Below are 24896 nucleotides of genomic sequence, written 5' to 3' on the forward strand. Positions count from 1 at the left end.
GCTGTGCAGAAAGGATAGTTTTGGAAAAATGACTGGAGGAGAGCGCCATTACGCTGGGTTTGCTTCCTTAGAAGGAGAACTATGTGATAATCAGCCCCATGCGCTCCAACTGCCGCTGATGGACGCCGCCACTCTCCATGGTATAGATACGGGTGGTGTTCACGCTGGAATGGCCCAGAATGTCCGCCATCCGGGACAGGTCTTTTTCCAAAGAGTAGTAGGTCCTTGCGAATAAATGACGCAGATTGAGGGGGAATACCTTGCCTGGTTCCACGTCCGCGCTCTCGCAGAGGGCTTTCATATCCCGCCAGATATTTGACCGGTCCAACGGCCTGCCCGTCCGGGTGGTGAATACCGCTCCGGCGGTCTTTTTTTGCTTCTGAAGGTATTTCCGCAGCAGCCGGCGTAGCCGGCCCGGGAGGAAGACCGTGCGGCGTTTGCCCTTGTTGCAGATCTCGGCCCGCCCCGTAGTCACGGCCTCAACGGTGATAAAGCGCAGCTCGGACACGCGGGTACCAGTGGCGCAGATGGTCTGCATGACCAGGGACAGCCGCTCATTGCCCACCTTCTGAGCTGCGCTGACCAGCCGGGCATACTCCGCGCGAGTCAGCTCCCGGCGTTCATCGCAGAAGAGGGCCTTTTGTATCTTCAACAGCTTTACAGCGATGTCCTTCCAACCCATGAAGCGAAAGAAACCATTGACGGCGGCCAGGATGGAGTTGACGGTAGCTGGGGCGTGGCTGGTGGGCACCCGCAAAACTAGGGTCAATGTCTCGTGCTTCGTGATACCGAAATCATCCAGGCGCTTTGTAGTTAGAAATACGCTGGTAATTCTGGCTGTTTCATCCTGGTATAGCGCCACAATCGCATCAGATACCGGGATGTGGGAATTGTTTTGGTGTTTGCCTTCCCAGAAATTTCTTCCCGCGGCAACTGAACCACGATATCCACTTACAATATTGAGAGGAATAAAATCCATCCAATTCTACTGTTTTATAATAGGCGAGATACTGATATTGTTCCATTATTTTCTATCTATATATCTTTCGCGCATAATCCTTAAAGCAACCTCAAGGGAATCATAATGACAAACTGCAGGGGAAAACGCAGAAAAACCACCTAAATAGGCGGTTTTTCAGTAAAAAGTGGTCCGAGTGTAATTATAGGACTTGGAAAGATCCAGTCATATCAATGGTTTTAGCGCAGCAAGAGGTTCTTATCTCAAATTGTACGATCCAAAACTGTAACACGTGTAATCACATCACGCAAGCGGTCTGAACCAACCATATACTCCAACGCATCATCAGCGGTGTCAAAGCAGCATTCCGTTTCAGGACGATTCCAAACATAGATTGTGATTTTATCATCTGTCCCATATCGGATAATGCCATAATGAATGCCGTTCCATTCGATTTCTACTTCTCCACCACATTTCATACACCACTTGAAATCGCTGATCGATTTAAAACGGTTATCTTCCAGTGAATTTTGAGATTTTAAAATGTGATAGGACATATCATACCTCCAATATGACTTGAAATCAGGAATATCTCCATCCCAATAGTTTTCTGCTTTGCCCCAGTTTGGTCGGTTTCCTTCCCATGAAATGGTATGGTCGTGAGGAATAGAGTGTTGTTTGGGACTGCCGTGATCTGAGTAGTGCCGCTCCTTGACTGCCCTTCCGTCTGCACCGATTTTAGTTTCTCTTAAATTCCCGTTACGATCTGTTGTGTGGTTGATACTGCCGGGTTCACCTATAAAACGTCCATCATCCGGCTTAGACGGTTTCCACGCTCCGCCGTATGCGCTGCCTCCGCCTTTTCCAATCAGGTACGGTTCTATTGTATCACGATTCCCGATTGGTGCACCATCCATTTTGAACGCATCCAACTCTTCTTTTGGGAATGAACGCTCGTAGTTTAGATACCGCCAAGAACTGCGTTCGTAATCGACATAGATGAGATTGCCCTGCATTTCGGGAAACGGTGTATTGTAACAGATGATTTTTTCCGGCTCAATATGCCGCAGCATTTCGTTGTAGCCTGCCATGAACCATTCTTTCTGGTCGCAGCGGTTGTCGTGCTCTGAGGCCATATAAGTGGAGACGGCAACAACGCTTCCTTTTTCAATCCCCTCAAAGCAGAAATCAAATGTGGATTCATCGCCCCAGTTGACGGTAGGAATCACGCGAATCCCTTTGGATGCCCAGTAAGCGCCGCACCAGCGATTGCGAAATACGTTGTAAAGCTGCATGACAGACGCCATCTCCAGGTACATACTGAAATCTGGCGAAAGCACCGCACGGTGGCGGGACAGTTTTTCAATGTCGTTGTCCGGATTCTTCCACACCCGCTCAAAGCGATAGTCGTATAGGAAGAAGTGGACCATGCGGTCCAGGTGATTCTGATCCTCCACATGTTTTTTTCAAAACCGATCAGCAAAAGATTATCAAAGTCTCCGGGCCTTTCTTGGAACCTGGGAATGATAGGGATTTTGAACTTTCCTTTTACAAAAAATTAAAAAACGGGTAAGTCCTATACAGACTTACCCGTGGTCCGAGTGGGGAGACTCGAACTCCCGGCATCCTGCTCCCAAAGCAGGCGCGCTACCAACTGCGCTACACCCGGATAGGAACCAAAGCTACCTCGTGTGAAGGAGAGGAACGAAAAACATTATAAAGGAAACAAACAAAAATTGCAAGGCGAGAAAGAGAATTGACCAAAGAAAATTTCCGTGTTACACTGTAACTGATTGTAGATTCCTGTGGCTTGTTGGAGGAGGCAACGATATGAAAACAGAAATACGCACGCTGGAGACCGTTGCGGCGAAGGGACGGCTTCTGGGGTTGGACATGGTGTACCATTGTGCGTCGGGGCACCTGGGGGGTTCTTTTTCTGCCATGGACATCCTGACGGTTCTCTATTTTGAGGTAATGAATGTAGATCCCAAGAACCCTGCGGACCCGGATCGGGATCGCTTTGTTTTGTCTAAAGGGCATTGCACACCTGCGCTTTACCCAATCTTGGCGCAGAAAGGGTATTTTCCCGAGGAGGATTTGGCGCTATTCCGCAGCGTGGAGGGCCATCTGTCCGGGCACGCGGAGATGAACCATGTCAAAGGAGTAGATATGTCCACGGGTTCTCTGGGGCAGGGGATTTCCGCGGCAGTTGGCATGGCGCTGGCCGGGAAGATGGACAAGAAAGCGTATCGGGTTTATACAGTTTTAGGAGATGGAGAGGTGGAGGAAGGACAGGTTTGGGAAGCTTTCCTCAGCGCAGCCAAATACAGATTGGACAACCTCTGCGCGGTCATTGATGTCAATGGTCTGCAGATTGATGGAAAGACAGCGGATGTTATGCCCACAGAGCCGCTGGATCAGAAGCTGAAAGCATTTGGCTGGCATGTCCTTTCCGTGGACGGCCATGATCTGGCTGGGTTAACGGCGGCGTTTGCACAGGCGAAAACGCTCACCGGAGCGCCGACTATGATTTTGGCCAAAACGATCAAAGGCAAGGGGGTTTCCTTTATGGAGAACCAGGCTGGATGGCATGGCAAGGCCCCCAACGCGGAACAGTATCAGCAGGCGCGGCAGGAGCTGGCCGCTGCCTTGGCGGAAAAGGAGGGGAAGTAAGATGGCAGAGAAAATTGCGACCCGTGCCGCTTATGGCAAGGCACTGGTGGAACTGGCGGATCAGGAGCCGAATCTGGTGGTTTTGGATGCTGACCTGTCTGGCTCCACAATGACCAAAGAGTTTGCCGCAGCCCACCCTGACCGTTTTTTTGATATGGGGATCGCGGAGGCCAATATGGTGGGGGTGGCTGCTGGACTGGCCACCTGTGGAAAGAAACCCTTCGTCAATTCCTTCGCGATGTTTGCCGCTGGACGGGCTTGGGAACAGGTGCGCAACAGTGTGGCGTATCCTGGCCTGAATGTGAAAGTGGTGGGTTCCCATGGCGGATTGTCTGTTGGAGAGGACGGGGCAACCCATCAGTGCATTGAGGATCTGGCCATTATGCGTGCCATTCCCAATATGACGGTTTTGTGCCCCTGCGACGGCTATGAGATGCGGGAGGCGGTCCGGGCGCTTTTGGCTTATGAAGGACCGGCCTATATGCGTTTGGGACGCCTGGCAGTGGAGACGGTGACAGATCGTGTGGAGGGATACCAGTTTGCCATTGGCAAGGGGGCGTTGCTCCGGGACGGACAGGATGTTACCGTGGTAGCTGTGGGTATGATGGTGCAGATGGCCCTGCAGGCGGCGGAACAGCTGGCAGGAGAGGGAATCTCCGTTCGGGTCATCGACATGCATACGCTGAAGCCCCTGGATACAGAGATCCTTTTGACAGCAGCACGGGAGACCGGCTGTGTTGTAACGACAGAGGAAGCCAACGTGATTGGGGGCTTGGGCAGCGCGGTGGCGGAATATCTTTCGTCTGCATGCCCGGTTCCTGTTGTCCGTCACGGTGTGGCGGATGAATTTGGACGTTCCGGCGCGGCACAAAAAGTTCTGGAGGCGTATTCCTTGACAACAGAGGGAATTGTTGACAAAGTGAGGCAGGCGGTTTCTATAAAACATGCTTTGACACTTTGATTAGTTTCAGTTGAAAACAACAAATTTTCGGGTCTGAGAAGAGAAAATTAAATTAAGAATTGATTAAGGCTTGCTTTTTTGGCAAAACAAGATTAAAATGAATCTTGCAAAGTGAATCCCGTCAGATGAATTCTTCGGTGGCTGGTATCCATTTCCACTCCTGGAAATAAAATGGTAAGGAGAAGGGAGGGAACCGGTGCCGCGGATGGATGGCAATCTGGAGACATCTGCGTATTGCAGGGGCCGAAGGGGCAAGACCAAGACTCTCAGGCAAAAGGACAGACTCATAGGACGAATTTACAGTGCAAAAAACGAAGTAAAGAGCCCTATTTGAATGGAACTTTTGAACGGAGTGCTGCGGTCTTGCGGCACTCCGTTTTGTGATCTCAGAGGCGGACATTTGCAGTTCGAGCGAAGAGAATTGAGAAAAGGAGAGATTTGCATGGAATTGATCGCAAGTATTAACAGTGCAATCAATGGCTTTGTCTGGGGCGTCCCCATGCTGGTCCTTCTGGTGGGCGGCGGCATTTTGCTGACCATCCGCAACAGAGGCGTCCAGTTCCGGAAGTTCGGCTATGCCATGAAGAACACCATTGGTAAAATCTTTAAGAAGGGGGAAGCAAAAGAAGGCGAAATTACTCCCTTCCAGGCGATGAGTACGGCGCTGGCCGGCACGGTGGGCACCGGTAACATTGCGGGTATCACCACCGCGGTCACCTTGGGCGGCCCTGGCACCATCTTTTGGCTGTGGATTACAGCTCTGATTGGTATGGCCACCAAATATTCCGAGGTTCTTCTGGCGGTGAAGTTCCGGGAAAAGAATAAGTATGGCGACTGGGTAGGCGGCCCGATGTACTACATCAAGAACGGTTTGGGCAAAAATTGGAAGTGGCTGGGTGCTATCTTCTGTATCTTTGCCGCTCTGGCCGCCTTTGGCATCGGTAACGCGGTTCAGGTGGGCAATATCACCGACTCTGTCAACACCGTAATCCTTTCCTTTAACCCTGATTTCAGTGGACAGTCCACAGTGAATGTGGTGCTGGGTCTGATTCTGGTGGTGCTGACCGCAATCGTTCTGTTCGGCGGCATTAAGCGTCTGGGCGCGGTGACGGAGAAGCTGGTTCCCTTCATGGCTGTGGTATACATTGTGGCATGCGTGATCGTGCTGGTGTACTATGGAGCCTATCTGCCTGCTGTGTTTTCCAAAATTTTCACCGGCGCTTTCTCCCCTGAAGGCGTGACAGGCGGTGCAGTAGGTTCTGTTATTCTGGTTATCACTTGGGGCGTGAAACGCGGCGTGTTCTCCAACGAGGCCGGCCTTGGTTCTGCGCCTATGGCTCATGCGGCAACCTCTGAGACCGATCCTGTAAAGCAGGGCCTGTATGGCATTTTTGAAGTGTTCATGGACACCATCGTGATCTGCTCTCTGTCCGGCCTGACCATTCTGTGTGCGGCCGAGGGCGGTGCGCTGAATCTGAACATTGGTACGGAAGGAACCACTGCGTTGAACGCCCAGGCGTTGGGATCTGTCTTCACCCAGAAGGGCGGCGCAATTATCATCGCTGTGGGTCTGGCGCTGTTTGCGTTCTCCACCATCCTGAGCTGGGCGCTGTATGGCACCCGGTGCTGCGAATTCCTCTTTGGCTCTAAGGCGATTAAGCCCTATCAGATCATCTTCTTGGTGATCATCTTCGTCGGCGCGACGATGGAACTGAGCCTGGCTTGGAGTATCGCTGACACCCTGAACGGCCTGATGGCAATCCCCAACCTGATTGCGTTGGTTGGCCTGTCCGGTGTTGTGGTCCGGGAAACCAAACGGCACTTTTCTGAAAAAGTAAATAAGTAATCTTTTTTAGAGGAAAGAATTTCGATCCGCAGGACAACATAGTTGTCCTGCGGATTTTTTAGATGGAAATTTTCTGGGACTTGGGAGGGAGCGCATGATAGGGGGAATCGTCCTAATTTGCATGCTGTTTTGAAACATCTTGCACAGACGAGATGTCGAAAATCGAAAAAAAACGCTACAATTTGTGGATTGTAGAAAGAAATGCTGATATAGTATACTACTTTCGCAATTTGAAAAAGACGGGAGCTTGGCAAAAATTTACAAATTGAGGGGAAACAGCCGGCAATCCGTCAAAAACGAAAAAGGGAGAAGCGTATGGAATTGATTGCACAAATCAACGGCGCGGTGAACAGCTTTGTATGGGGGGCCCCCATGCTGATTCTGCTCATTGGCGTCGGTATTCTCATGACCGTACGGAATAAGGGGCTGCAGTTCCGGAAATTCGGCTACGCCATGAAGAATACCATTGGGAAGATTTTCAAAAGGACCCATGCGGGGGAGGGGGAGATCACCCCGTTTCAGGCGGTTTCGACGGCGTTGGCCGGTACGGTTGGCACCGGAAACATCGCCGGAATCACCACGGCGGTTACCTTGGGCGGACCGGGTACACTGTTTTGGCTGTGGGTGACAGCCCTGATTGGTATGGCCACCAAGTATTCCGAGGTGCTTCTGGCGGTGAAGTTCCGGGAGCGGAACAAGTACGGAGACTGGGTAGGCGGCCCCATGTATTACATTAAGAACGGCTTGGGGAAGAACTGGAAATGGCTGGGCATCATCTTCTGTGTTTTTGCTGCACTGGCTGCGCTGGGCACGGGCAATGCCATTCAGGCGGGCAATATTGTGGGTTCCATTCACACAGCAGTTCTGGCGTTTAATCCTGATTTCAGTGGAGAAGCCACCCTGAACCTGGTGTTGGGCATTGTGCTGGCGATCTTGGCGGCAGTGGTCCTCTTTGGTGGAGTAAAGCGTCTGGGTGCGGTGACGGAGAAGCTGGTGCCTTGTATGGCGGTGGTCTATATTTTAGCGTGCCTGGCGATCATTCTTTACAATGCCTCCAGCCTGCCCACAGTATTTCACGACATTTTTGTGGGGGCTTTTACACCCAATGGTGTGACAGGCGGTGCTGTGGGCTCCATGTTCCTGGTCATCAGCTGGGGGATGAAACGGGGGATTTTCTCCAATGAGGCCGGTTTGGGTACTGCGCCCATGGCCCATGCCACCACGTCTGAGCGGGAACCTGTCAAGCAGGCGCTCTATGGCATTTTTGAAGTCTTTATGGATACGATCATCATCTGCAGCCTTACCGGTTTGACGCTGCTCTGCTCGGGGATTGATTTGAATTATGGTGTGACAGGCGAAATTTCTCTGGTGTCTGAGGCGCTGGGTACCCTGTTCACCCAGAAAGGCGGCGCATTGGTGATTGCAGTGGCACTGGCGCTCTTTGCCTTTTCTACGATCCTGGGGTGGGCGCTTTATGGCTCGCGTTGCTGTGAGTTCATCTTCGGGTCTAAGGCCATCAGACCCTATCAGGTCATCTATGTCCTAATGATTGTGGTAGGTGCCACAGTTGATTTGGAGTTGGTTTGGAATATTGCCGACACGCTGAACGGGCTGATGGCTCTGCCCAACCTGATTGCGCTGGCCCTTTTGTCCGGCGTGGTGGTCAAATGTACCAAGGAGTATTTTGCCAAGGGAAAATCTCTGGAAGAACCGAAATAAATTGGAAACAAGAATCCCATGGAACAGGAAGGTGTTCCATGGGATTCTTTGATTCTTGGAGAAGAAAGATTGTACAGAGGAGAAAGGGGAAAATGCGCAAACCTTTACAATCTATCGCTTGCGAAACCAGCGTGGTTATAGTATAATCGAACGTGTAAAATCAAGAACTTTTTGTGACTGACGGAAGTGGGAGAACCACAGGGAGCAAAAAGCATAGTTGCGGCCGACCGTCTGGGCAGTTCAATTTTCACACAAAGGGAATTGGACTGCCTTTTTTTCGTAGGATAAAAACAAAGAGGGCCTGATCAATCATGGAAAAGAGAGGATGGTTTGTATGAAAAAAGTAGGCGTTATCATGGGCAGCGACAGTGATTTGCCTGTTGTGGAGAAAGCCATTGACAAGCTCAAGGAATACGGGGTTCCCTATGAGGTCCACGTGTACTCTGCCCACCGGACCCCAGTCCAAGCAGGGGAGTTTGCCCGGACAGCCCAGGAGAACGGATTTGGGGCGATCATCGCGGCCGCGGGGAAGGCGGCGCATCTGGCAGGGGCGCTGGCGGCCAACACCACGCTGCCGGTGATTGGGATTCCCGTCAAATCCTCCACCTTGGACGGGCTGGACGCGCTGCTGTCCACGGTGCAGATGCCCACAGGAATCCCTGTGGCCACCGTGGCTATTGACGGGGCGGCCAACGCGGCCTTGCTGGCCATCCAGATTTTAGCAGTTTCAGATATGGCGCTGGCAGAGAAGATCCGTCAGGCCAGGGCTGCGGAATCCCAGAAGGTTTTGGAGAAAAACGCCGGAGTTGAGGCAAAATTCAACTAAGGGCATATCAGAAATGGAGGAATGAACCATGGGTGGTTTTTGCGGCGCTATCTCCAGCCGGGACGTGGTGTTGGATGTCTATTTTGGGACAGACTATCATTCGCACTTGGGAACCCGCCGGGGCGGTATGGCTGCCTGGGACCCGGAACTGGGATTCCAGCGGGAGATCCATAACATTGAAAACGCCCCCTTCCGCACCAAGTTTGACAGGACGGTGGGGGAAATGGTGGGCAAGTGCTGTATTGGCAGCATCAGCGACACGGACCCGCAGCCTCTGCTGGTCCGCTCGGTCCACGGAACCTACGCCATCTGCGTGGTGGGGGTCATCAAAAATGAAGATCAGCTGATTCAGCAGCTGCTGGATCAGGCTGACGGCCACTTTGAGGCCATGAGCGGCGGACGGGTTAATTCCAATGAGCTGGTGGCTACTTTGATCAGCCAGCGGCCCACCATTGCCGAGGGAATCCGCTACGCCCAGGAGATGGTGGAGGGGACGGTATCCGTCTTAATTATGACGCCGGACTGCCTCATCGCTGGCCGGGATAAATTTGGCCGTTTGCCCATTCATGTGGGACAGGATGACGAGGGCTGCTGTGTGGCCTTTGAGTCCTTTGCCTACCAGAAGATGGGCTACCATGACGCCTATGAGCTGGGTCCGGCAGAAGTGGTGAAGATCACGGAGCGTGGTTGGGAGACCCTCCTGCCGGCGGAAAAAGAGATGAAGGTCTGCGCCTTTCTGTGGACCTATTACGGCTACCCCAACTCCAACTATGAGGGCGTGAACGTGGAGGTCATGCGCAACCGCAACGGGGTGAGCTTGGCCAAGACCGACCGGGAGAAAGGGGTGGCCCAGGATATCGATTATGTCAGCGGGGTGCCCGATTCCGGCACCCCCCACGCCATTGGCTATGCCAATGAGAGCGGCATTCCCTTTGCCCGGCCCTTTATCAAGTATACCCCCACCTGGCCCCGGAGCTTTATGCCCACCAACCAGAAGGAACGGGACCGGGTGGCGAAAATGAAGCAGATTCCTGTGCACGATCTCATTGAGGGGAAAAAGCTGCTCTTTGTGGATGACAGCATCGTGCGGGGAACCCAGCTCCGGGAGACGGTGGAGTTTCTCTACGCCAATGGCGCCAAGGAGGTTCATATCCGCTCGGCCTGTCCTCCCATTATGTATGGATGTAAGTTCCTGAATTTCTCCACCAGCCGCTCCCCCATGGAACTGCTGGCCCGCCGCACAGTCTATGAGCTGGAGGGAGAAGAGGGAGATAAGCACCTGGAGGAGTACAGCGACCCCAACACCGACCGGGGTAAAAAACTCCGGGAAACCATCTGTGAAAAGCTCCATTTTACCTCTCTGGAGTATCAGTCCCTGGACAAGCTCATTGAGGCCATCGGATTGGAGCCCTGCAAGGTATGTACCTACTGTTGGAACGGAAAGGAATAAACGCGATGAATATGCAATCAAGATCGGACAGTTACGCCGCAGCGGGCGTGGACATTACCGCTGGCTATCGGGCCGTGGAGCTCATGAAAACCCACATCGCCAAGACCATGACGGCGGGCGCCCTGTCTGACATCGGTGGATTTGGCGGCCTGTTTGAACTGGACCTGACGGGGATTTCCCGTCCTGTTTTGGTCTCCGGCACCGATGGGGTGGGAACCAAGCTGAAGCTGGCGTTTTTGATGGACAAACATGACACAGTGGGCATCGACTGTGTGGCTATGTGTGTCAACGATATTATTTGCGTGGGGGCCAAGCCCCTTTTCTTCCTGGACTATATTGCCTGCGGCAAGAATATCCCGGAGAAGATTGCGGACATTGTCTCCGGCGTGGCCGAGGGATGCGTGCAGTCCGGGGTATCTCTCATCGGCGGGGAAACCGCCGAGATGCCGGGCTTCTATCCGGTGGATGAGTATGATCTGGCCGGATTTTCTGTGGGTGTGGTGGATAAGGCGAAGGTGTTTGACAAAACCACCATCCAGCCCGGAGATGTGATTCTGGGCCTGCCCTCCTCTGGGGTTCATTCCAACGGCTTTTCCCTGGTCCGGAAGGTCCTGGATGTGGAGCACGCTGACCTGAAGGCGCCGGTGGAGGCCCTGGGCGGCCGGTCTCTGGGAGAGACCTTGCTGACCCCCACCCGTATCTATGTAAAGAGCATCCTGGCCCTCATGGAGCAGGTGCAGATCAAGTCTGTCTCCCATATCACAGGGGGCGGATTCTATGAGAACATTCCCCGCAGCTTGCCCCAGGGGATGACAGCCAAGATCAAGGAAGCCAATGTGCCAGTGCTGCCCATCTTCACCCTCATTGAGAAGGCCGGCAGTGTTCCCCGCCGGGAGATGTTCAACACCTTCAACATGGGCATCGGTATGACGGTGGTGGTGGCCCGGGAAGAGGCGGAGAAGGCCATGGAGGTTCTGCAAGCCGCTGGGGAACAGCCCGTTCGTCTGGGCGAAATTGTCGCCGGCGACGAGGGTGTCATCCTATGGTAAAAACAAAGATTGCCGTGCTGGTCTCCGGTGGGGGCACCAATCTGCAGGCCCTGCTGGACGCCCAGAGGGAGGGGGTGCTGACAGATGGAGAGATCGTCCTGGTCATCTCCAGCAACGACAGCGCCTATGCCCTGACCCGGGCTGCCCAGGCCGGGGTTCCCGCTGTGGTGTGCAGCCGAAAGGCACTGGGAAGCCAAGCGGCTTTTGAAGCGGCCATTTCCCAGGCACTGTCCGACCACGGCGTGGAACTGCTTGTCCTGGCGGGCTTTATGAGCATTCTCAGCGCGGACTTTACCAGCCGGTGGCCCCGGCGGATTCTCAATGTCCATCCCTCCTTGATTCCCGCGTTCTGTGGAAAGGGATTCTATGGTCTAAAGGTACACCAGGCCGCGTTGGACTACGGGGTGAAGGTCACCGGTGCCACGGTCCACTTTGTCAACGAGGTGCCGGATGGGGGAGAGATTCTCCTTCAGAAGGCGGTGGAGATTCAGCCGGGGGATACCCCAGAGACACTGCAAAGGCGGGTGATGGAGCAGGCGGAGTGGAAGCTGCTGCCCCAGGCCACCCAGATGATATCAGAGGAGATCAGGAGGGAGAAGGACCAATGAACGTCTATGAAACCCACGACCTGACGGCCCTGCTGGCCGCCAATTCCTACCCGGGACGAGGGATTGTGCTGGGAAACACAGCCGACGGAAAACAGTCGGTGGCGGCGTATTTCATCATGGGCCGCAGCGAAAACAGCCGGAACCGGATTTTCGTCAAGGAGCCCGATGGACTCCGTACCGAGGCCTACGACCCGGCCAAGCTGGCTGACCCCAGTCTCATTATCTATCACCCCGTTCGTCAGATGGGACGGGGACTCATTGTCACCAACGGGGACCAGACGGACACCATCCGGTCCTTCCTGGAACGGGGCCTTCCCATGGAGCAGGCGCTGCGGACCCGGGAATTTGAACCGGATGGGCCCAACTGGACCCCCCGCATTTCCGGACTGCTCTCCCCGGACGGCAGTTATAAGCTGTCGATTCTGAAGAGTGCGGATGCCCAGGGCAGTGCCTGTGCCCGCTACACCTTTGAGTATCCTGCCCTGGCCGGGGTGGGTCATTTTCTCCACACTTATGTCTGCGATGGAACCCCCATCCCCACGTTCCAAGGGGAACCAGAGCGGGTGACCATTTCCGGCACCATGGAGGAGTTTGCCCACGGGATTTGGGATCATCTGAACCAGGAGAATAAGATTTCGCTGTATGTCCGATTTACCGATTTGGCTTCTGGGACGTACCAAGAGATCATTCTGAATAAAAATCAATAAGCGGGGGAGCGAACGATGAAACAACTGGAACTGAAGTATGGCTGCAATCCCAACCAGAAGCCAGCCAGTATTTCTGTCAATGACGGCCGGGACCTGCCCATTGAGGTGCTCAATGGCAAACCCGGGTACATCAACTTTATGGACGCCCTGAATTCCTGGCAGCTGGTGAAGGAGCTCAAGGAGGCCACGGGACTGCCGGCGGCGGCGTCCTTTAAGCACGTCTCTCCCGCCGGCGCGGCGGTGGGGCTGCCCCTCAGTCAGACCGACCGGGCCATCTACTTTGTAGACCCGCAGGCCGAGCTGACCCCCATGGCCTGCGCCTATATCCGGGCCCGGGGGGCGGACCGCCTGTGCTCCTATGGTGACTGGGCAGCCCTGAGCGATACCTGTGATGCCGCCACGGCGGCCTATCTGAAGCCGGAGGTCTCTGACGGGATCATCGCCCCCGACTATACCCCGGAAGCCTTGGAAATCTTAAAGTCCAAGAAAAAGGGCGGATACAATATTGTGAAAATTGACCCGGCCTACGTTCCTGCGGTGCAGGAACACAAGGATGTCTTTGGCATCACCTTCGAGCAGGGACGCAATAACTTCAAAATTGATGCGTCTTTGCTGACCAACCTGGTGACAGAGAATAAAACCCTTCCGGATCAGGCCAAAATCGACATGATTGTGGCCCTGATTACATTGAAATACACCCAGTCCAATTCCGTCTGCTATGTAAAGAACGGACAGGCCATCGGCGTGGGGGCGGGCCAGCAAAGCCGCATCCACTGCACCCGCCTGGCGGGGAACAAGGCGGACAACTGGTATCTTCGCCAGCACCCCAAAGCTCTGGGTCTCCAGTTCCTGGATACCCTCCGCCGTCCGGACCGGGACAACGCCATTGACGTGTACCTGTCCGATGAGTATGAGGATGTGCTGCGGGAAGGTGTATGGCAGACCAAATTTAAGGTGAAGCCGGAACCCCTTACAGCCCAGGAGAAAAAGGAATGGATTGCGACCCAGACCGGTGTTACCGTGGGCAGCGATGCGTTCTTCCCCTTCGGGGACAATGTGGAGCGGGCCAGAAAGTCCGGTGTCTCCTACATTGTGGAGCCCGGCGGTTCGATCCGGGATGACAACGTCATCGAGACAGCAAACCGATATCACATGGTCATGGCCTTTACCGGCATGCGCCTGTTCCATCACTGAGGCAGAGGAGGTCCCTATGAAAATTCTTGTGGTAGGCGGCGGCGGCCGAGAGCACGCTATCATCAAAAGCTTGAAAAAAAGCCCTCGGGTGACGGAGATTTACGCCGCTCCCGGCAATGGCGGCATCGCCGCCGATGCCATCTGCACCGGCATTGGGGCGAAAGACCTGGCGGGCATCACAACCTTTGCCAAGGACAACGCCATTGATTTTGCGGTGGTGGCCCCGGACGATCCCCTGGTCCTGGGGGCAGTGGATCTGCTGGAAGAGGCGGGAATTGCCTGCTTTGGCCCCAACAAAGCGGCTGCCATTCTGGAGGGGAGCAAGGTCTTTTCCAAGGACCTGATGAAGAAGTATCACATTCCCACCGCCGAATACCGGGTTTTTGACAACATGGACGAGGCGCTGGACTATCTAAAGACCGCCCCCATCCCCACTGTGGTTAAGGCCGATGGCCTGGCCCTGGGCAAAGGCGTCACCGTGGCCATGACACGCCAGGAGGCGGTGGCGGCAGTGCGCGCCTGCATGGAGGACAAAATCTTTGGAGAGAGCGGCAGCCACATTGTCATCGAGGAGTTCCTGACGGGCCCCGAGGTCTCGGTTCTCTCCTTTACCGATGGCAAGGTGGTCGTTCCCATGGTCTCCTCCATGGACCATAAACGCATTGGGGATGGGGACACCGGGCCCAACACCGGCGGCATGGGCACCATTGCCCCCAATCCTTACTACACCGAGGACGTGGCCAAGGTGTGTATGGAGACCATTTTCCTGCCCACCATGCGGGCCATGAATCAGGAGGGCCGGACCTTCCGAGGCTGTCTCTATTTTGGCCTGATGCTCACGGAGAAGGGCCCCAAGGTGATTGAGTACAACTGCCGCTTTGGGGACCCGGAGACCCAGGTGGTTCTCCCCTTGCTGGAGAGTGATTTGCTGACCATCATGGAGGCCACTGCCAAGGGCACGCTCTCGGAGACCCCGGTGCAGTTCAGCGACAAGTCTGCCTGTTGTCTGGTGCTGGCCTCCCAGGGGTACCCCAAGTCCTATGAGACAGGGTATCCCATCACCATTCCCGCGGACCTGGATGCCCAGGTCTTTGTGGCCGGTGCCAAGCTGGAGGAGGGCGTGCTCAAGACCTCTGGCGGCCGGGTCCTGGGGGTTACTGCCGTGGGAGATACCCTCCAGGAGGCCATTGACAAGGCTTACCGGGAGGGGGCCAAGGTGACCTTTGAGAACGCGTACTACCGAAAGGACATTGGTGCCCGGGCTCTGCGGGCAAAGGAAGAGGTAAAATAAATGGTATATCGGGTCTATGTAGAAAAACGCCCAGGGCTCACAGCGGAGGCTGATGCCTTGGCCAGCGATATCCGGACGCTTTTGGGGATTGCTTCTCTGGAGAGACTGCGTCTGCTCAACCGCTATGATGTGGAGAACATCACGCCGGAGCTCTTCGATTACAGTGTCAAAACGATCCTCTCAGAACCGCAGCTGGATCTGGTGACGGATACACTGCCCCAGGAGGGAATTGTCTTTGCCGTGGAGTATCTCCCCGGACAATTTGACCAGCGGGCTGACTCCGCTGCCCAGTGCATCCAGATTCTCTCCCAGGGGGAGCGGCCCTTGGTGCGCTCTGCCCGGGTGTATCATCTGACGGGGCAGCTGACCGCGGCGGAAGTGGCGTCCATTAAGAAATATCTCATTAACCCGGTGGAGGCCCGGGAGGCCTCTCTGGAGCCCTTTGAAACCCTGGCCATGGACTATGCTGTCCCCGAGACGGTGGCGACGCTGACCGGCTTCCGGGAGATGGAGGAGACGGAACTGCAGGCCATGGTGGCCGAGTATGGTCTGGCCATGGACCTGGATGATCTGCGGTTCTGCCGGGACTATTTCCGCACCGAGGACCGGGACCCCACCATGACCGAGCTGCGGGTCATCGATACCTACTGGTCGGACCACTGCCGGCACACCACGTTCCTGACCACCATTGACGGGGTGGAGTTTGCCAGCCCCATTCTTCAGCAGACCTATGAAGAGTATCTGAATACCCGCAAGCGACTGAACCGGACCAAACCCATCAACCTCATGGATATCGGCACCATTGTGGCCAAGTACCTCAAAAAGCAGGGGAAAATGCCCAAGCTGGATGAGTCCGAGGAGATTAACGCCTGCACGGTCAAGATCAAGGTGGACACCGAGGCGGGGAAAGAGGACTGGCTGCTCCTGTTTAAGAATGAGACCCACAACCACCCCACGGAGATCGAGCCCTTCGGCGGGGCGGCCACCTGTGTGGGCGGCGCCATTCGGGACCCGCTTTCGGGCCGTGCCTATGTATACTCCGCCATGCGTTTGACAGGCGCAGCGGACCCGCTGACGCCCATTGAGCAGACCATGGAGGGGAAGCTGCCCCAGCGGACCATTGTCACCAAGGCCGCCGCCGGCTACTCCTCCTATGGCAACCAGATCGGCCTGGCCACAGGCCAGGTGGACGAGCTGTACCATCCTGGTTACGCGGCCAAGCGCATGGAGATTGGCGCGGTCATCGCCGCGGCGCCTGCGGCCAATGTCCGGCGGGAGCGTCCCGCCCCGGGGGATGTGGTGATTCTGCTGGGCGGCCGCACAGGCCGGGACGGCTGCGGCGGCGCCACGGGGTCTTCCAAGTCTCATACCACAGAATCCCTGGAGACCTGCGGTGCCGAGGTCCAAAAGGGCAACGCCCCGGAGGAGCGGAAGCTGCAGCGCCTGTTCCGAAATCCGGAGGCCTCCCGTCTGATCAAACGCTGCAACGACTTTGGGGCCGGCGGTGTCTCCGTGGCCATTGGCGAGTTGGCCGAGGGCCTGGAGATTGACCTGAACAAGGTACCGAAGAAATATGAGGGCCTGGACGGCACGGAACTGGCCATCAGTGAATCCCAGGAGAGAATGGCCGTGGTGGTGGAGGAGAAGGATGCGGCCCGCTTCATGGAGCTGGCTGACCAGGAAAATCTGGAGGCCACCGTGGTGGCGGCTGTCACAGGCAAGGGCCGCCTCACCATGACCTGGAATGGGAAGAAGATTGTGGACATTGCCCGTGCTTTCCTGGACACCAATGGGGTGGAAAAGCATATCACCGCGGTCACAGCCCAGCCGGAGTCCATTCTGAAGGAGCAGGTTACAGCGTTCCGGCAGGGCTACCTGGACCTGGCCGGGGACCTGAACGTCTGCTCCAAACGGGGACTGGCAGAACGGTTTGACGCCACCATTGGCAGTGGTACGGTCCTTATGCCTTTTGGCGGTCAATACCAACTGACGCCCACTCAGGCGATGGTCAATCAAATCTCCATGGAAGAGGGGAGCACCGACACCTGTTCCCTGATGTCTTGGGGCTATAACCCCTATATCACAGAAAAGAGCCCCTATCACGGGGCCTACCTGGCGGTTGTGGAGTCGGTTTCCAAGCTGGTGGCCACCGGCGCGGGGCTGAAGGAGACCTATCTCAGCTTCCAGGAATACTTCCCCAAGCTGGGGAAGGACCCGCACCGCTGGGGTCAGCCCCTGGCTGCCCTGCTGGGGGCTTTCCGGGCCCAGAAGGAGCTGGAGATTGCGGCCATCGGCGGCAAGGACTCCATGAGCGGTTCCTTTGAGGACTTGGATGTGCCGCCGACCCTGGTGTCCTTTGCGGTGACCACCGACCAAGTGGGGCATATTGTCTCCCCTGAGTTCAAAGGGGCGGGCCATCCTGTGGTTTGGCTCTGCCCGGAGTACGGTCCCGACGGACTGCCCGTGGCGGCCTCGCTGAAGAAGGTCTATCAGAGTGTGAACCGGCTGATGAAGAAAGGAAAGGTTCTGGCAGCCTATACGGCCACCTTCGGCGGTGTGGCGGAGGCTGTGCTGAAGATGGCCCTGGGCAATGGGATCGGGTTCCGGTTTGATGAGGGCTGTACCCTGGATGAACTCTTCGCTTACTCCTATGGCTCCTTCGTGCTGGAGCTGACAGAGCAGGAGGAGATCGGTCTGCCTCTGGGGGTTACCACGGAAGAGGGGAGCTTTACCTGGCGGGAGGAGAGCATCCCGCTCCAAGAACTCCAGGAGGCCTATGAGGGCAAGCTGGAGCCCATCTATCCCTGCAACATTGCCCAGGGCCAGAAGGAGATTCCTACGCTGTCTGCCCATGGTGACAGCTGGAAGAAGCCGCTGATCAAAGCGGCAAAGCCCCGGGTGCTGATCCCCGTTTTCCCTGGCACCAACTGTGAGTATGACGCGGCCAAAGCCATGGCTGCGGCAGGAGCCGAGCCGGAGATTGTGGTGATCAAAAACCTCACCGCCGGGGCCATTGCACAGTCCATGGAGCATGTGGCCCAGCGGCTGGCCCAGGCCCAGATTGTCTTTTTGCCCGGCGGCTTCTCCGGCGGGGACGAACCGGACGGGTCGGCCAAGCTGATCACCTCTTTCTTCCGGTCCGGTCAAGTGAAGGAGCAGGTGAACGAACTGCTGAAGAACCGGGACGGCCTGATGCTGGGTGTGTGCAATGGGTTCCAGGCGCTGATTAAGCTGGGGCTGGTACCCTATGGAGAGATTGTGGACACCGACGAGACCTGTCCCACCCTGACCTTCAACACCATCGGGCGGCATCAGTCCCGGCTGGTGCGTACCCGGGTTGCCTCCAACCAGTCGCCTTGGCTGATGAAGACCCAGCCGGGGGAGATTTATACCGTTCCCATCTCCCACGGAGAGGGGCGCTTCCTGGCTTCGGAGGAACTGGTGCGGCAGCTGGCGGAGCGGGGGCAGATTGCCACCCAGTATGTGGACCTGGCGGGCAATCCCACCTCGGATATTCACTACAATCCCAACAACTCTGTCTGGGCCATTGAGGGAATCACCTCCCCCGACGGTCGTGTGTTCGGCAAGATGGGCCACAGTGAGCGGACGGGCCCGGGCCTGTACCGCAACGTCCCCGGTGACTATGACATGAAGCTCTTCCGCGCGGCGGTGGAGTATTTCCAGTGAGAAAGGAGGAGCCCGTTATGGCTTTTTATTATCCCGAACCCTCTCATACCTTCAGTGAGTACCTGCTGGTGCCCGGCTTTACTTCGGAAGAGTGTATTCCCGACAACGTCTCGTTGAAAACCCCCCTGGTCAAGTATCGCAAGGGGGAGGAGGACTGCCCCATCAGCTTGAATATCCCCATGGTCTCCGCCATCATGCAGGCGGTGTCCAACGACACCCTGGCGGTGGCCCTGGCCAAGGAGGGCGGCCTATCTTTTATCTATGGCTCTCAGTCCATTGAAGACGAGGCCGCGATGGTGCGCCGGGTGAAAAGCAGCAAGGCCGGTTTTGTCATCAGTGCCTCCAACCTGACGCCCGACGCCACCCTGGCTGATGTGTTGGCCTTGAAGGAGAAGAACGGCTTCTCCACTGTGGCCATCACCGAGGACGCCACGCCCACCGGCAAACTTTTGGGGCTGGTGACCAGCCGGGACTACCGAATCACGCGGATGAGCACGGACATTCCCGTCCGGGAGTTTATGACCCCCCGGGAAAAGCTCATTACGGCGCCTGCGGCCACCACGCTGAAAGAGGCCAACGACATCATCTGGGACAATAAGCTCAACGCGCTGCCTGTGGTAGACGATCAGGACCACCTGATGTATTTTGTTTTCCGCAAGGACTATGCAGAACATAAGGAGCACCCCTTGGCCCTTCAGGACGCGGACAAGCGGTACCTGGTGGGTGCCGGGATCAACTCGAAGGACTATGCGGAACGGGTTCCTGCCTTGGTGGAGGCCGGCGCGGATGTGCTGTGCATTGACTCCTCGGAGGGATATTCCGTCTGGCAGAAAAAGACCATTGACTTTATCCGGGAAAAATACGGCGACACGGTCAAGGTAGGTGCCGGCAACGTGGTGGACCGGGAGGGCTTCCGGTACCTGGCTCGAGCTGGTGCGGACTTTGTCAAGGTGGGCATCGGCGGCGGTTCCATCTGTATTACCCGGGAAACCAAGGGCATTGGACGGGGGCAGGCTTCCGCCCTCATTGAGGTAGCGGCTGCCCGGGATGAGTATTATAAGGAGACCGGCGTCTATGTGCCCATCTGCTCTGACGGCGGCATCGTGTTTGATTTTCACATGACCCTGGCCCTGGCCATGGGGGCGGATTTCCTGATGCTGGGACGCTATTTTGCCCGCTTTGACGAGAGCCCCACCAATAAGCTGATGGTCAACGGTGCCTATGTGAAGGAATATTGGGGTGAGGGGTCTAACCGGGCCCGGAACTGGCAACGCTATGACCTGGGGGGGAAGAACGACCTGGCGTTTGAAGAGGGTGTGGATTCCTATGTGGCCTATGCCGGTTCCCTTCACGACAACGTGGAAAAGAGCCTGTATAAGGTGAAGTCCACTATGTGCAACTGCGGGGTGATCAATATTCCCGATCTGCAGAAGAACGCCAAGCTTACCTTGGTCTCCGCCACCAGCATTGTGGAGGGCGGATACCATGATGTCACCCTGCGGACCACAGGTGGGGGACAGTAAGAGGTTCGGGTTCTCAGAAAGGGGAACCCGTGCCCCCTCACCGGTTTAGAACGGTTGGAAGCACGGTGCGGTTTTTCAAAGTGCTTGAAAGGAGAGCGGATTCCCATGAAGAGTGACATTGAGATTGCGCAGGCTTGTCCGATGAGACACATCCGGGAGATTGCCCGGGAAGTGGGCGTGGAGGAGCGATATCTGGAGCAGTATGGCAACTATAAGGCCAAAATTGACGACAAGCTGCTTCAGGAGAAAAAAGGACCCGATGGCAAACTGATTCTGGTCACCGCCATCACCCCCACCCCCGCCGGGGAGGGAAAGACCACAACCACAGTGGGCCTGGCGGACGGCCTGCGGAAGCTGGGCAAGAAGTCCGTGGTTGCTCTGCGGGAGCCCTCTCTGGGACCGGTGTTCGGACTCAAGGGCGGGGCTGCCGGCGGCGGCTATGCCCAGGTGGTGCCCATGGAGGACATCAACCTGCATTTTACCGGGGACTTTCACGCCATTGGCGCGGCCAACAATTTGCTGGCCGCCATGCTGGACAACCATATTCAGCAGGGCAACGCCTTGGGGATTGATGTGAAAAAGATCACCTGGAAACGCTGCGTGGATATGAACGACCGGCAGCTGCGCAACATTGTGGACGGCCTGGGCGGACGGGCCCAGGGGGTGCCTCGGGAGGATGGATTTGACATTACCGTGGCCTCGGAAATCATGGCCGTGCTCTGCCTGGCCACCTCCATAACAGATCTGAAAGCGCGCCTGGGACGGATGGTGGTGGGCTACACCTATGAGGACAAGCCCGTCACCGCCAACGACCTGAAGGCGGCGGGGGCCATGGCGGCGCTGCTCAAGGATGCGATCAAGCCCAATCTGGTGCAGACGCTGGAGGGAACGCCGGCCCTGATCCACGGGGGCCCCTTTGCCAACATCGCCCATGGGTGCAACTCGATCATGGCCACCCGGGCGGCGCTGAAGCTGGGTGACTATGCTGTGACAGAGGCCGGGTTCGGCGCGGACCTGGGGGCGGAAAAGTTCCTGGATATCAAATGCCGCATGGCCGATCTGCAGCCCAGTGCCGTGGTGGTGGTGGCTACCGTCCGTGCCCTGAAGCACCACGGCGGCGTGGCAAAGGCCGACCTGGGGAAGGAGGATCTGGCCGCGCTGGAGCGCGGGCTGCCCAACCTTCTGCGCCATGTGGAGAACATTACCACGGTGTTCCGCCTTCCCTGTGTGGTGGCCATCAACCGCTTCCCCTTGGACACGGAGGCAGAGCTTGCGCTGATTGCTGACAGATGCAGGGAACTGGGGGTCCATGTGGCCCTCTCCGAGGTCTGGGCCAAAGGGGGCGAGGGAGGCAGGGCCCTGGCGGAAGAGGTGGTGCGTCTGTGTGAGCAGCCCAACCAATTCCAGCAGGCCTATCCGCTGGACTGCTCCATCGAGGAAAAGCTCCGGGCCATTGTCACCAAGATTTACCGGGGCAAGGATGTGGTTTTGACCCCCAACGCACAGAAACAGGCCAGACAGCTTACAGAGCAGGGCTTCGGGGGATATCCCATCTGTATGGCCAAGACCCAGTATAGCTTCTCGGACAACCAGGCTTTGCTGGGGGCGCCGGAGGACTTTACGGTGACCGTCCGGAACCTGAAGGTCTCTGCGGGCGCTGGGTTTATTGTGGCCCTGACCGGAGACATCCTCACCATGCCAGGTCTGCCCAAGGTGCCTGCCGCGGAGAAGATTGACGTGGATGAGACGGGAAAGATTACCGGCCTTTTTTAAGCAAAATATCTTAAAAAAAGCGACAGCACCGGGGCTCCGGTGCTGTCGCTTTATAGACGGACGGGATTCTGCGTGTACTCATTTTTCCCGGGAACCCGCCCGAACTCTCTGCGGCAAAGATCGTACAGCGCGGTGCAGCGGGCTTCCAGGGCAAACACCCGCCTGGCCTCTGAGGGGAGCTTGGCCCCATGGGCGGGTTTAACTATCACGGGCAGAGTGGCGGTGGTTTTCATCTGGCGCAGTAAGTTCTGTCCCTTGGCTGTGAACCCCAGAACCCGCAGGTAAGGGGGCGCATCCAGGCGGTCCTGGGCGGTCAGCCCCAAAAAGGCCCACAGCACCAGCCGGCGGATTCGGGCCAGGGGATACCGTTTCGTTTTGACCAATTGGTAGAGTGCCGGCAGAGAGTCAGCGGACTGAACCGCATCATACAGGCGGTGACTCAGACCTTCTCCGCTGTCAGGTAGTTGGGAAAAGTCTTCTGCCTCCATGCCCCGCAGACGGGCCAAAACCCCCTGGGTGCAAAATGCCAGGCTGGCAGGGTTGGCCCGCAGGCGCGCTTCCGCCTGGGGGGAGAGATGGGGGGCCAGAGAAGTTTCCCCAGGTTCTTCCAAAAGCCTTTCCCGCAGGTAAGAGGCGGAGACATGAGACAGGCCGGTTTGCCCCTGGTCGTGGCCCGCCCCCAGGCGGGGGATGGTGTGGGGAACCAGGGGGGAGCCCAGGGACCGAAGCGCCCGCAGATATTCAATGCCCAGGTTGTTGTTGGGATGGCGCAGGCACTGGGCGTTTTCTCCCAAAAGGGCGGTGGCAGCCCGCTGACGGGCCACGGGAAAGGAGAGGCCCTGCGCCAGTGTCTGGCGCAGCAGGCAGCGCCAGGCCTCGCTCTCCAGACAGTCTGCCACTGCCTGGAGGGGGGATAGGATGCCGGCCTCACTGCCGAAGCTGAGGGTATCCACCACGCCTGTGGCAGTCAGAAGCGCCACTCCGCCCCGGGCAAAGGATTCCGCAGAGGAGACAGCCCAGAGGGTGGGAAGCTCCAGAATCAGGTCGGCCCCTTGACGCAGGGCCAGTTCCGCCCGGGTCCACTTGTCCGCCAAGGCGGCGTCTCCCCGCTGTACCCAGTTGCCGCTCATGACGCAGACCACCGCGCAGTCCGGTCCGAAGGTCTGGGAGAGCATGCGAAGATGATGACCGTGGCCGCTGTGAAAGGGATTGTATTCCGCGATGACGCCGATTGTATGCATAGACCAACCTCGCTTCAGAAAAAATTTGAAATTTGGGGAAAAAACAGTTGTCCTTTTCATAAAAATGGGCTAAGATAAATGCGTATGAACTATTTTACCCTGAATGGGTAATCCAAGCAAGAACCTATCGCAATGATTAACAATTAAGGAGTGGAAAATACCATGAAAGTTTTGGTTATCAACGCGGGCAGCTCTTCCCTGAAGTATCAGCTGCTGGACCCCGATACGAAGGAAGTCCTGGCCAAGGGCCTTTGTGAGCGGATCGGGATCGATGGCCACATTAAACATACCCCCACCGGGAAGGATGTCTATGATGCAGACCGCTACATGCCGGACCATGAGGCTGCTATCAAGCTGGTGATGGAGGTTCTGACCCATAATTACTATGGCGTTATCAAAGATATGTCCGAGATCGACGCTGTGGGCCACCGCGTGGTGCATGGCGGCGAGGAGTTCACCCACTCTGTGATCATTGACCGGGCGGTGATGAAGGGAATCCGGGACTGCATTCCCCTGGCACCCCTCCACAACCCTGCCAACATCACTGGCATTGAGGCTTGCCAGGATGTGATGCCCAATACCCCCATGGTGGCGGTGTTTGATACGGCATTCCACCAGACCATGCCCCCCAAGGCCTACATTTACGCAGTGCCTTACCGCTGGTATACAGAGAATAAGGTTCGCCGCTATGGCTTCCATGGCACTTCTCACCAGTATGTTTCTCAGCGTGCCGCGGAGATGCTGGGCCGCCCCATTGAGGAACTGCGCATTGCCACCTGCCACCTGGGCAACGGCGCCTCTACCTGCTCGGTGAAGTTTGGCAAATCCATTGATACCTCCATGGGCTTTACGCCCCAGGACGGTCTGCCCATGGGCACCCGCGCCGGTGCCATTGACGCGGCCATCACGGAGTATATCGTGGATCAGCGCGGCTATTCCGGCAAGCGCGTGGAGAGCGCCCTGAATAAGGAGTCCGGCATGCTGGGCATTTCCGGCGTTTCCTCTGACTTCCGCGACCTGGAGGCTGCCGCGGCAGAGGGCAACGAGCGTGCGCAGCTGGCCATTGACGTCTTCTGCTATAAGGTCACCAAGCGGATCGGTTCCTGTGCCGCCGCCATGGGTGGTCTGGACGCTGTGGTATTCACCGCTGGCGTGGGTGAGAACTCCGCGACCCTCCGTGCCAAGATCATGGAAGGGCTGGAATTCCTGGGCCTGAAGATGGACCCTGAGAAGAACAACGTCCGGGGCAAGGAGGCCATCATCTCCACCGATGACTCCCCCAATAAGATTCTCCTGATTCCCACCAACGAGGAACTGGTGATCGCGTTGGATACCGCCAGACTGGTCAGAGAGCAGGAAGCTGCAGTCAAAGAAGACTGATTGAATCTGA

At 56.6% G+C, this 24896-nt stretch carries 18 protein-coding genes, 1 tRNA gene and 2 riboswitches; of the genes, 15 read left to right on the forward strand and 4 right to left on the reverse strand.

Annotation, left to right across the window (positions count from 1 at the left end; all coding sequences use genetic code 11):
• Positions 1-79: 79 nt before the first annotated feature.
• From DV520_RS00460 to DV520_RS00470, 3 genes are all read right to left on the reverse strand, one after another.
• Positions 80-769 carry a tyrosine-type recombinase/integrase gene (locus DV520_RS00460; RefSeq protein ID WP_242984610.1) on the reverse strand — a complete coding sequence of 230 codons (690 nt, stop codon included), beginning with the start codon at positions 767-769 and terminating at the stop codon, positions 80-82.
• A 452-nt stretch (positions 770-1221) separates the two neighbouring features.
• The gene (locus DV520_RS00465; protein ID WP_133308815.1) at positions 1222-2415 is read right to left on the reverse strand and encodes a DUF4417 domain-containing protein; all 1194 of its coding nucleotides are present in this window, start codon (positions 2413-2415) and stop codon (positions 1222-1224) included.
• A gap of 136 nt (positions 2416-2551) precedes the next feature.
• A tRNA-Pro gene (locus DV520_RS00470) sits at positions 2552-2627 on the reverse strand.
• A 161-nt stretch (positions 2628-2788) separates the two neighbouring features.
• On the opposite strand from DV520_RS00470, the gene DV520_RS00475 reads away from it, so the two are divergent.
• The 14 genes from DV520_RS00475 to DV520_RS00540 all read left to right on the forward strand — a co-directional run bounded on the left by DV520_RS00475 (position 2789) and on the right by DV520_RS00540 (position 22265).
• The gene (locus DV520_RS00475; protein WP_021920016.1) at positions 2789-3631 is read left to right on the forward strand and encodes a transketolase; all 843 of its coding nucleotides are present in this window, start codon (positions 2789-2791) and stop codon (positions 3629-3631) included.
• A gap of 1 nt (position 3632) precedes the next feature.
• Positions 3633-4592, forward strand: a complete 960-nt coding sequence (locus tag DV520_RS00480) for a transketolase family protein (RefSeq protein ID WP_021920015.1) — start codon at positions 3633-3635, stop codon at positions 4590-4592.
• Between the two features lie 207 nt (positions 4593-4799).
• Positions 4800-4884, forward strand: a riboswitch (glycine riboswitch).
• 150 nt (positions 4885-5034) lie between these two features.
• Entirely contained in the window at positions 5035-6438 is a 1404-nt protein-coding gene (locus DV520_RS00485; protein WP_021920014.1) for an alanine/glycine:cation symporter family protein, read from the forward strand.
• A gap of 315 nt (positions 6439-6753) precedes the next feature.
• On the forward strand, positions 6754-8157 hold the full coding sequence (locus DV520_RS00490; RefSeq protein WP_117141433.1) for an alanine/glycine:cation symporter family protein: 1404 nt from the start codon (positions 6754-6756) through the stop codon (positions 8155-8157).
• A 163-nt stretch (positions 8158-8320) separates the two neighbouring features.
• Positions 8321-8401: riboswitch (ZMP/ZTP riboswitch) on the forward strand.
• A 90-nt stretch (positions 8402-8491) separates the two neighbouring features.
• Complete coding sequence (purE, locus tag DV520_RS00495) at positions 8492-8983, forward strand: 5-(carboxyamino)imidazole ribonucleotide mutase (protein ID WP_117141434.1); 492 nt, start codon at positions 8492-8494, stop codon at positions 8981-8983.
• Positions 8984-9011: 28 nt separating this feature from the next.
• Positions 9012-10433, forward strand: a complete 1422-nt coding sequence (locus DV520_RS00500; RefSeq protein ID WP_021920011.1) for an amidophosphoribosyltransferase — start codon at positions 9012-9014, stop codon at positions 10431-10433.
• Positions 10434-10444: 11 nt separating this feature from the next.
• The gene (gene purM / locus DV520_RS00505; RefSeq protein WP_412246388.1) at positions 10445-11482 is read left to right on the forward strand and encodes a phosphoribosylformylglycinamidine cyclo-ligase; all 1038 of its coding nucleotides are present in this window, start codon (positions 10445-10447) and stop codon (positions 11480-11482) included.
• Positions 11476-12090 (forward strand): phosphoribosylglycinamide formyltransferase, encoded by a 615-nt coding sequence (gene purN, locus DV520_RS00510; protein ID WP_021920009.1) that lies wholly within the window; start codon positions 11476-11478, stop codon positions 12088-12090. The genes purM and purN overlap by 7 nt, the downstream gene beginning before the upstream one ends.
• Positions 12087-12797 carry an IMP cyclohydrolase gene (locus DV520_RS00515; protein WP_117141436.1) on the forward strand — a complete coding sequence of 237 codons (711 nt, stop codon included), beginning with the start codon at positions 12087-12089 and terminating at the stop codon, positions 12795-12797. The genes purN and DV520_RS00515 overlap by 4 nt, the downstream gene beginning before the upstream one ends.
• 15 nt (positions 12798-12812) lie before the next feature.
• Positions 12813-13991 (forward strand): phosphoribosylaminoimidazolecarboxamide formyltransferase, encoded by a 1179-nt coding sequence (locus DV520_RS00520; protein ID WP_021920007.1) that lies wholly within the window; start codon positions 12813-12815, stop codon positions 13989-13991.
• Between the two features lie 16 nt (positions 13992-14007).
• Positions 14008-15282, forward strand: a complete 1275-nt coding sequence (gene purD, locus DV520_RS00525; RefSeq protein WP_117141437.1) for a phosphoribosylamine--glycine ligase — start codon at positions 14008-14010, stop codon at positions 15280-15282.
• A complete protein-coding gene (locus DV520_RS00530) occupies positions 15283-18969 on the forward strand; it encodes a phosphoribosylformylglycinamidine synthase (RefSeq protein ID WP_117141438.1) in 3687 nt (1228 codons plus the stop codon).
• 17 nt (positions 18970-18986) lie between these two features.
• Positions 18987-20492 (forward strand): IMP dehydrogenase, encoded by a 1506-nt coding sequence (locus DV520_RS00535; RefSeq protein ID WP_021920003.1) that lies wholly within the window; start codon positions 18987-18989, stop codon positions 20490-20492.
• A 105-nt stretch (positions 20493-20597) separates the two neighbouring features.
• On the forward strand, positions 20598-22265 hold the full coding sequence (locus DV520_RS00540; protein ID WP_117141439.1) for a formate--tetrahydrofolate ligase: 1668 nt from the start codon (positions 20598-20600) through the stop codon (positions 22263-22265).
• A 50-nt stretch (positions 22266-22315) separates the two neighbouring features.
• Here the strand turns inward: DV520_RS00540 and DV520_RS00545 are convergent, their stop codons facing one another.
• Positions 22316-23506, reverse strand: a complete 1191-nt coding sequence (locus DV520_RS00545) for a tRNA(Met) cytidine acetate ligase (RefSeq protein ID WP_117141440.1) — start codon at positions 23504-23506, stop codon at positions 22316-22318.
• Between the two features lie 162 nt (positions 23507-23668).
• Between DV520_RS00545 and DV520_RS00550 the strand changes: the two genes are divergently transcribed.
• Complete coding sequence (locus DV520_RS00550) at positions 23669-24886, forward strand: acetate/propionate family kinase (RefSeq protein ID WP_021920000.1); 1218 nt, start codon at positions 23669-23671, stop codon at positions 24884-24886.
• The last annotated feature ends 10 nt before the right edge of the window (positions 24887-24896 follow it).

Origin of the sequence: Evtepia gabavorous, from assembly GCF_003425665.1 — a bacterium.
Lineage (GTDB): Bacteria > Bacillota > Clostridia > Oscillospirales > Oscillospiraceae > Evtepia > Evtepia gabavorous.

Coding starts and splice junctions, on each gene's coding strand:
- purM (WP_412246388.1), top strand. CDS start 10,445: ATGCAATCAAGATCGGACAGTTACGCCGCAGCGGGCGTGGACATTACC.
- DV520_RS00515 (WP_117141436.1), top strand. CDS start 12,087: ATGAACGTCTATGAAACCCACGACCTGACGGCCCTGCTGGCCGCCAAT.
- DV520_RS00545 (WP_117141440.1), bottom strand. CDS start 23,506: ATGCATACAATCGGCGTCATCGCGGAATACAATCCCTTTCACAGCGGC.
- DV520_RS00530 (WP_117141438.1), top strand. CDS start 15,283: ATGGTATATCGGGTCTATGTAGAAAAACGCCCAGGGCTCACAGCGGAG.
- purN (WP_021920009.1), top strand. CDS start 11,476: ATGGTAAAAACAAAGATTGCCGTGCTGGTCTCCGGTGGGGGCACCAAT.
- purD (WP_117141437.1), top strand. CDS start 14,008: ATGAAAATTCTTGTGGTAGGCGGCGGCGGCCGAGAGCACGCTATCATC.
- DV520_RS00520 (WP_021920007.1), top strand. CDS start 12,813: ATGAAACAACTGGAACTGAAGTATGGCTGCAATCCCAACCAGAAGCCA.
- DV520_RS00535 (WP_021920003.1), top strand. CDS start 18,987: ATGGCTTTTTATTATCCCGAACCCTCTCATACCTTCAGTGAGTACCTG.
- DV520_RS00485 (WP_021920014.1), top strand. CDS start 5,035: ATGGAATTGATCGCAAGTATTAACAGTGCAATCAATGGCTTTGTCTGG.
- DV520_RS00550 (WP_021920000.1), top strand. CDS start 23,669: ATGAAAGTTTTGGTTATCAACGCGGGCAGCTCTTCCCTGAAGTATCAG.
- DV520_RS00480 (WP_021920015.1), top strand. CDS start 3,633: ATGGCAGAGAAAATTGCGACCCGTGCCGCTTATGGCAAGGCACTGGTG.
- purE (WP_117141434.1), top strand. CDS start 8,492: ATGAAAAAAGTAGGCGTTATCATGGGCAGCGACAGTGATTTGCCTGTT.
- DV520_RS00475 (WP_021920016.1), top strand. CDS start 2,789: ATGAAAACAGAAATACGCACGCTGGAGACCGTTGCGGCGAAGGGACGG.
- DV520_RS00540 (WP_117141439.1), top strand. CDS start 20,598: ATGAAGAGTGACATTGAGATTGCGCAGGCTTGTCCGATGAGACACATC.
- DV520_RS00490 (WP_117141433.1), top strand. CDS start 6,754: ATGGAATTGATTGCACAAATCAACGGCGCGGTGAACAGCTTTGTATGG.
- DV520_RS00500 (WP_021920011.1), top strand. CDS start 9,012: ATGGGTGGTTTTTGCGGCGCTATCTCCAGCCGGGACGTGGTGTTGGAT.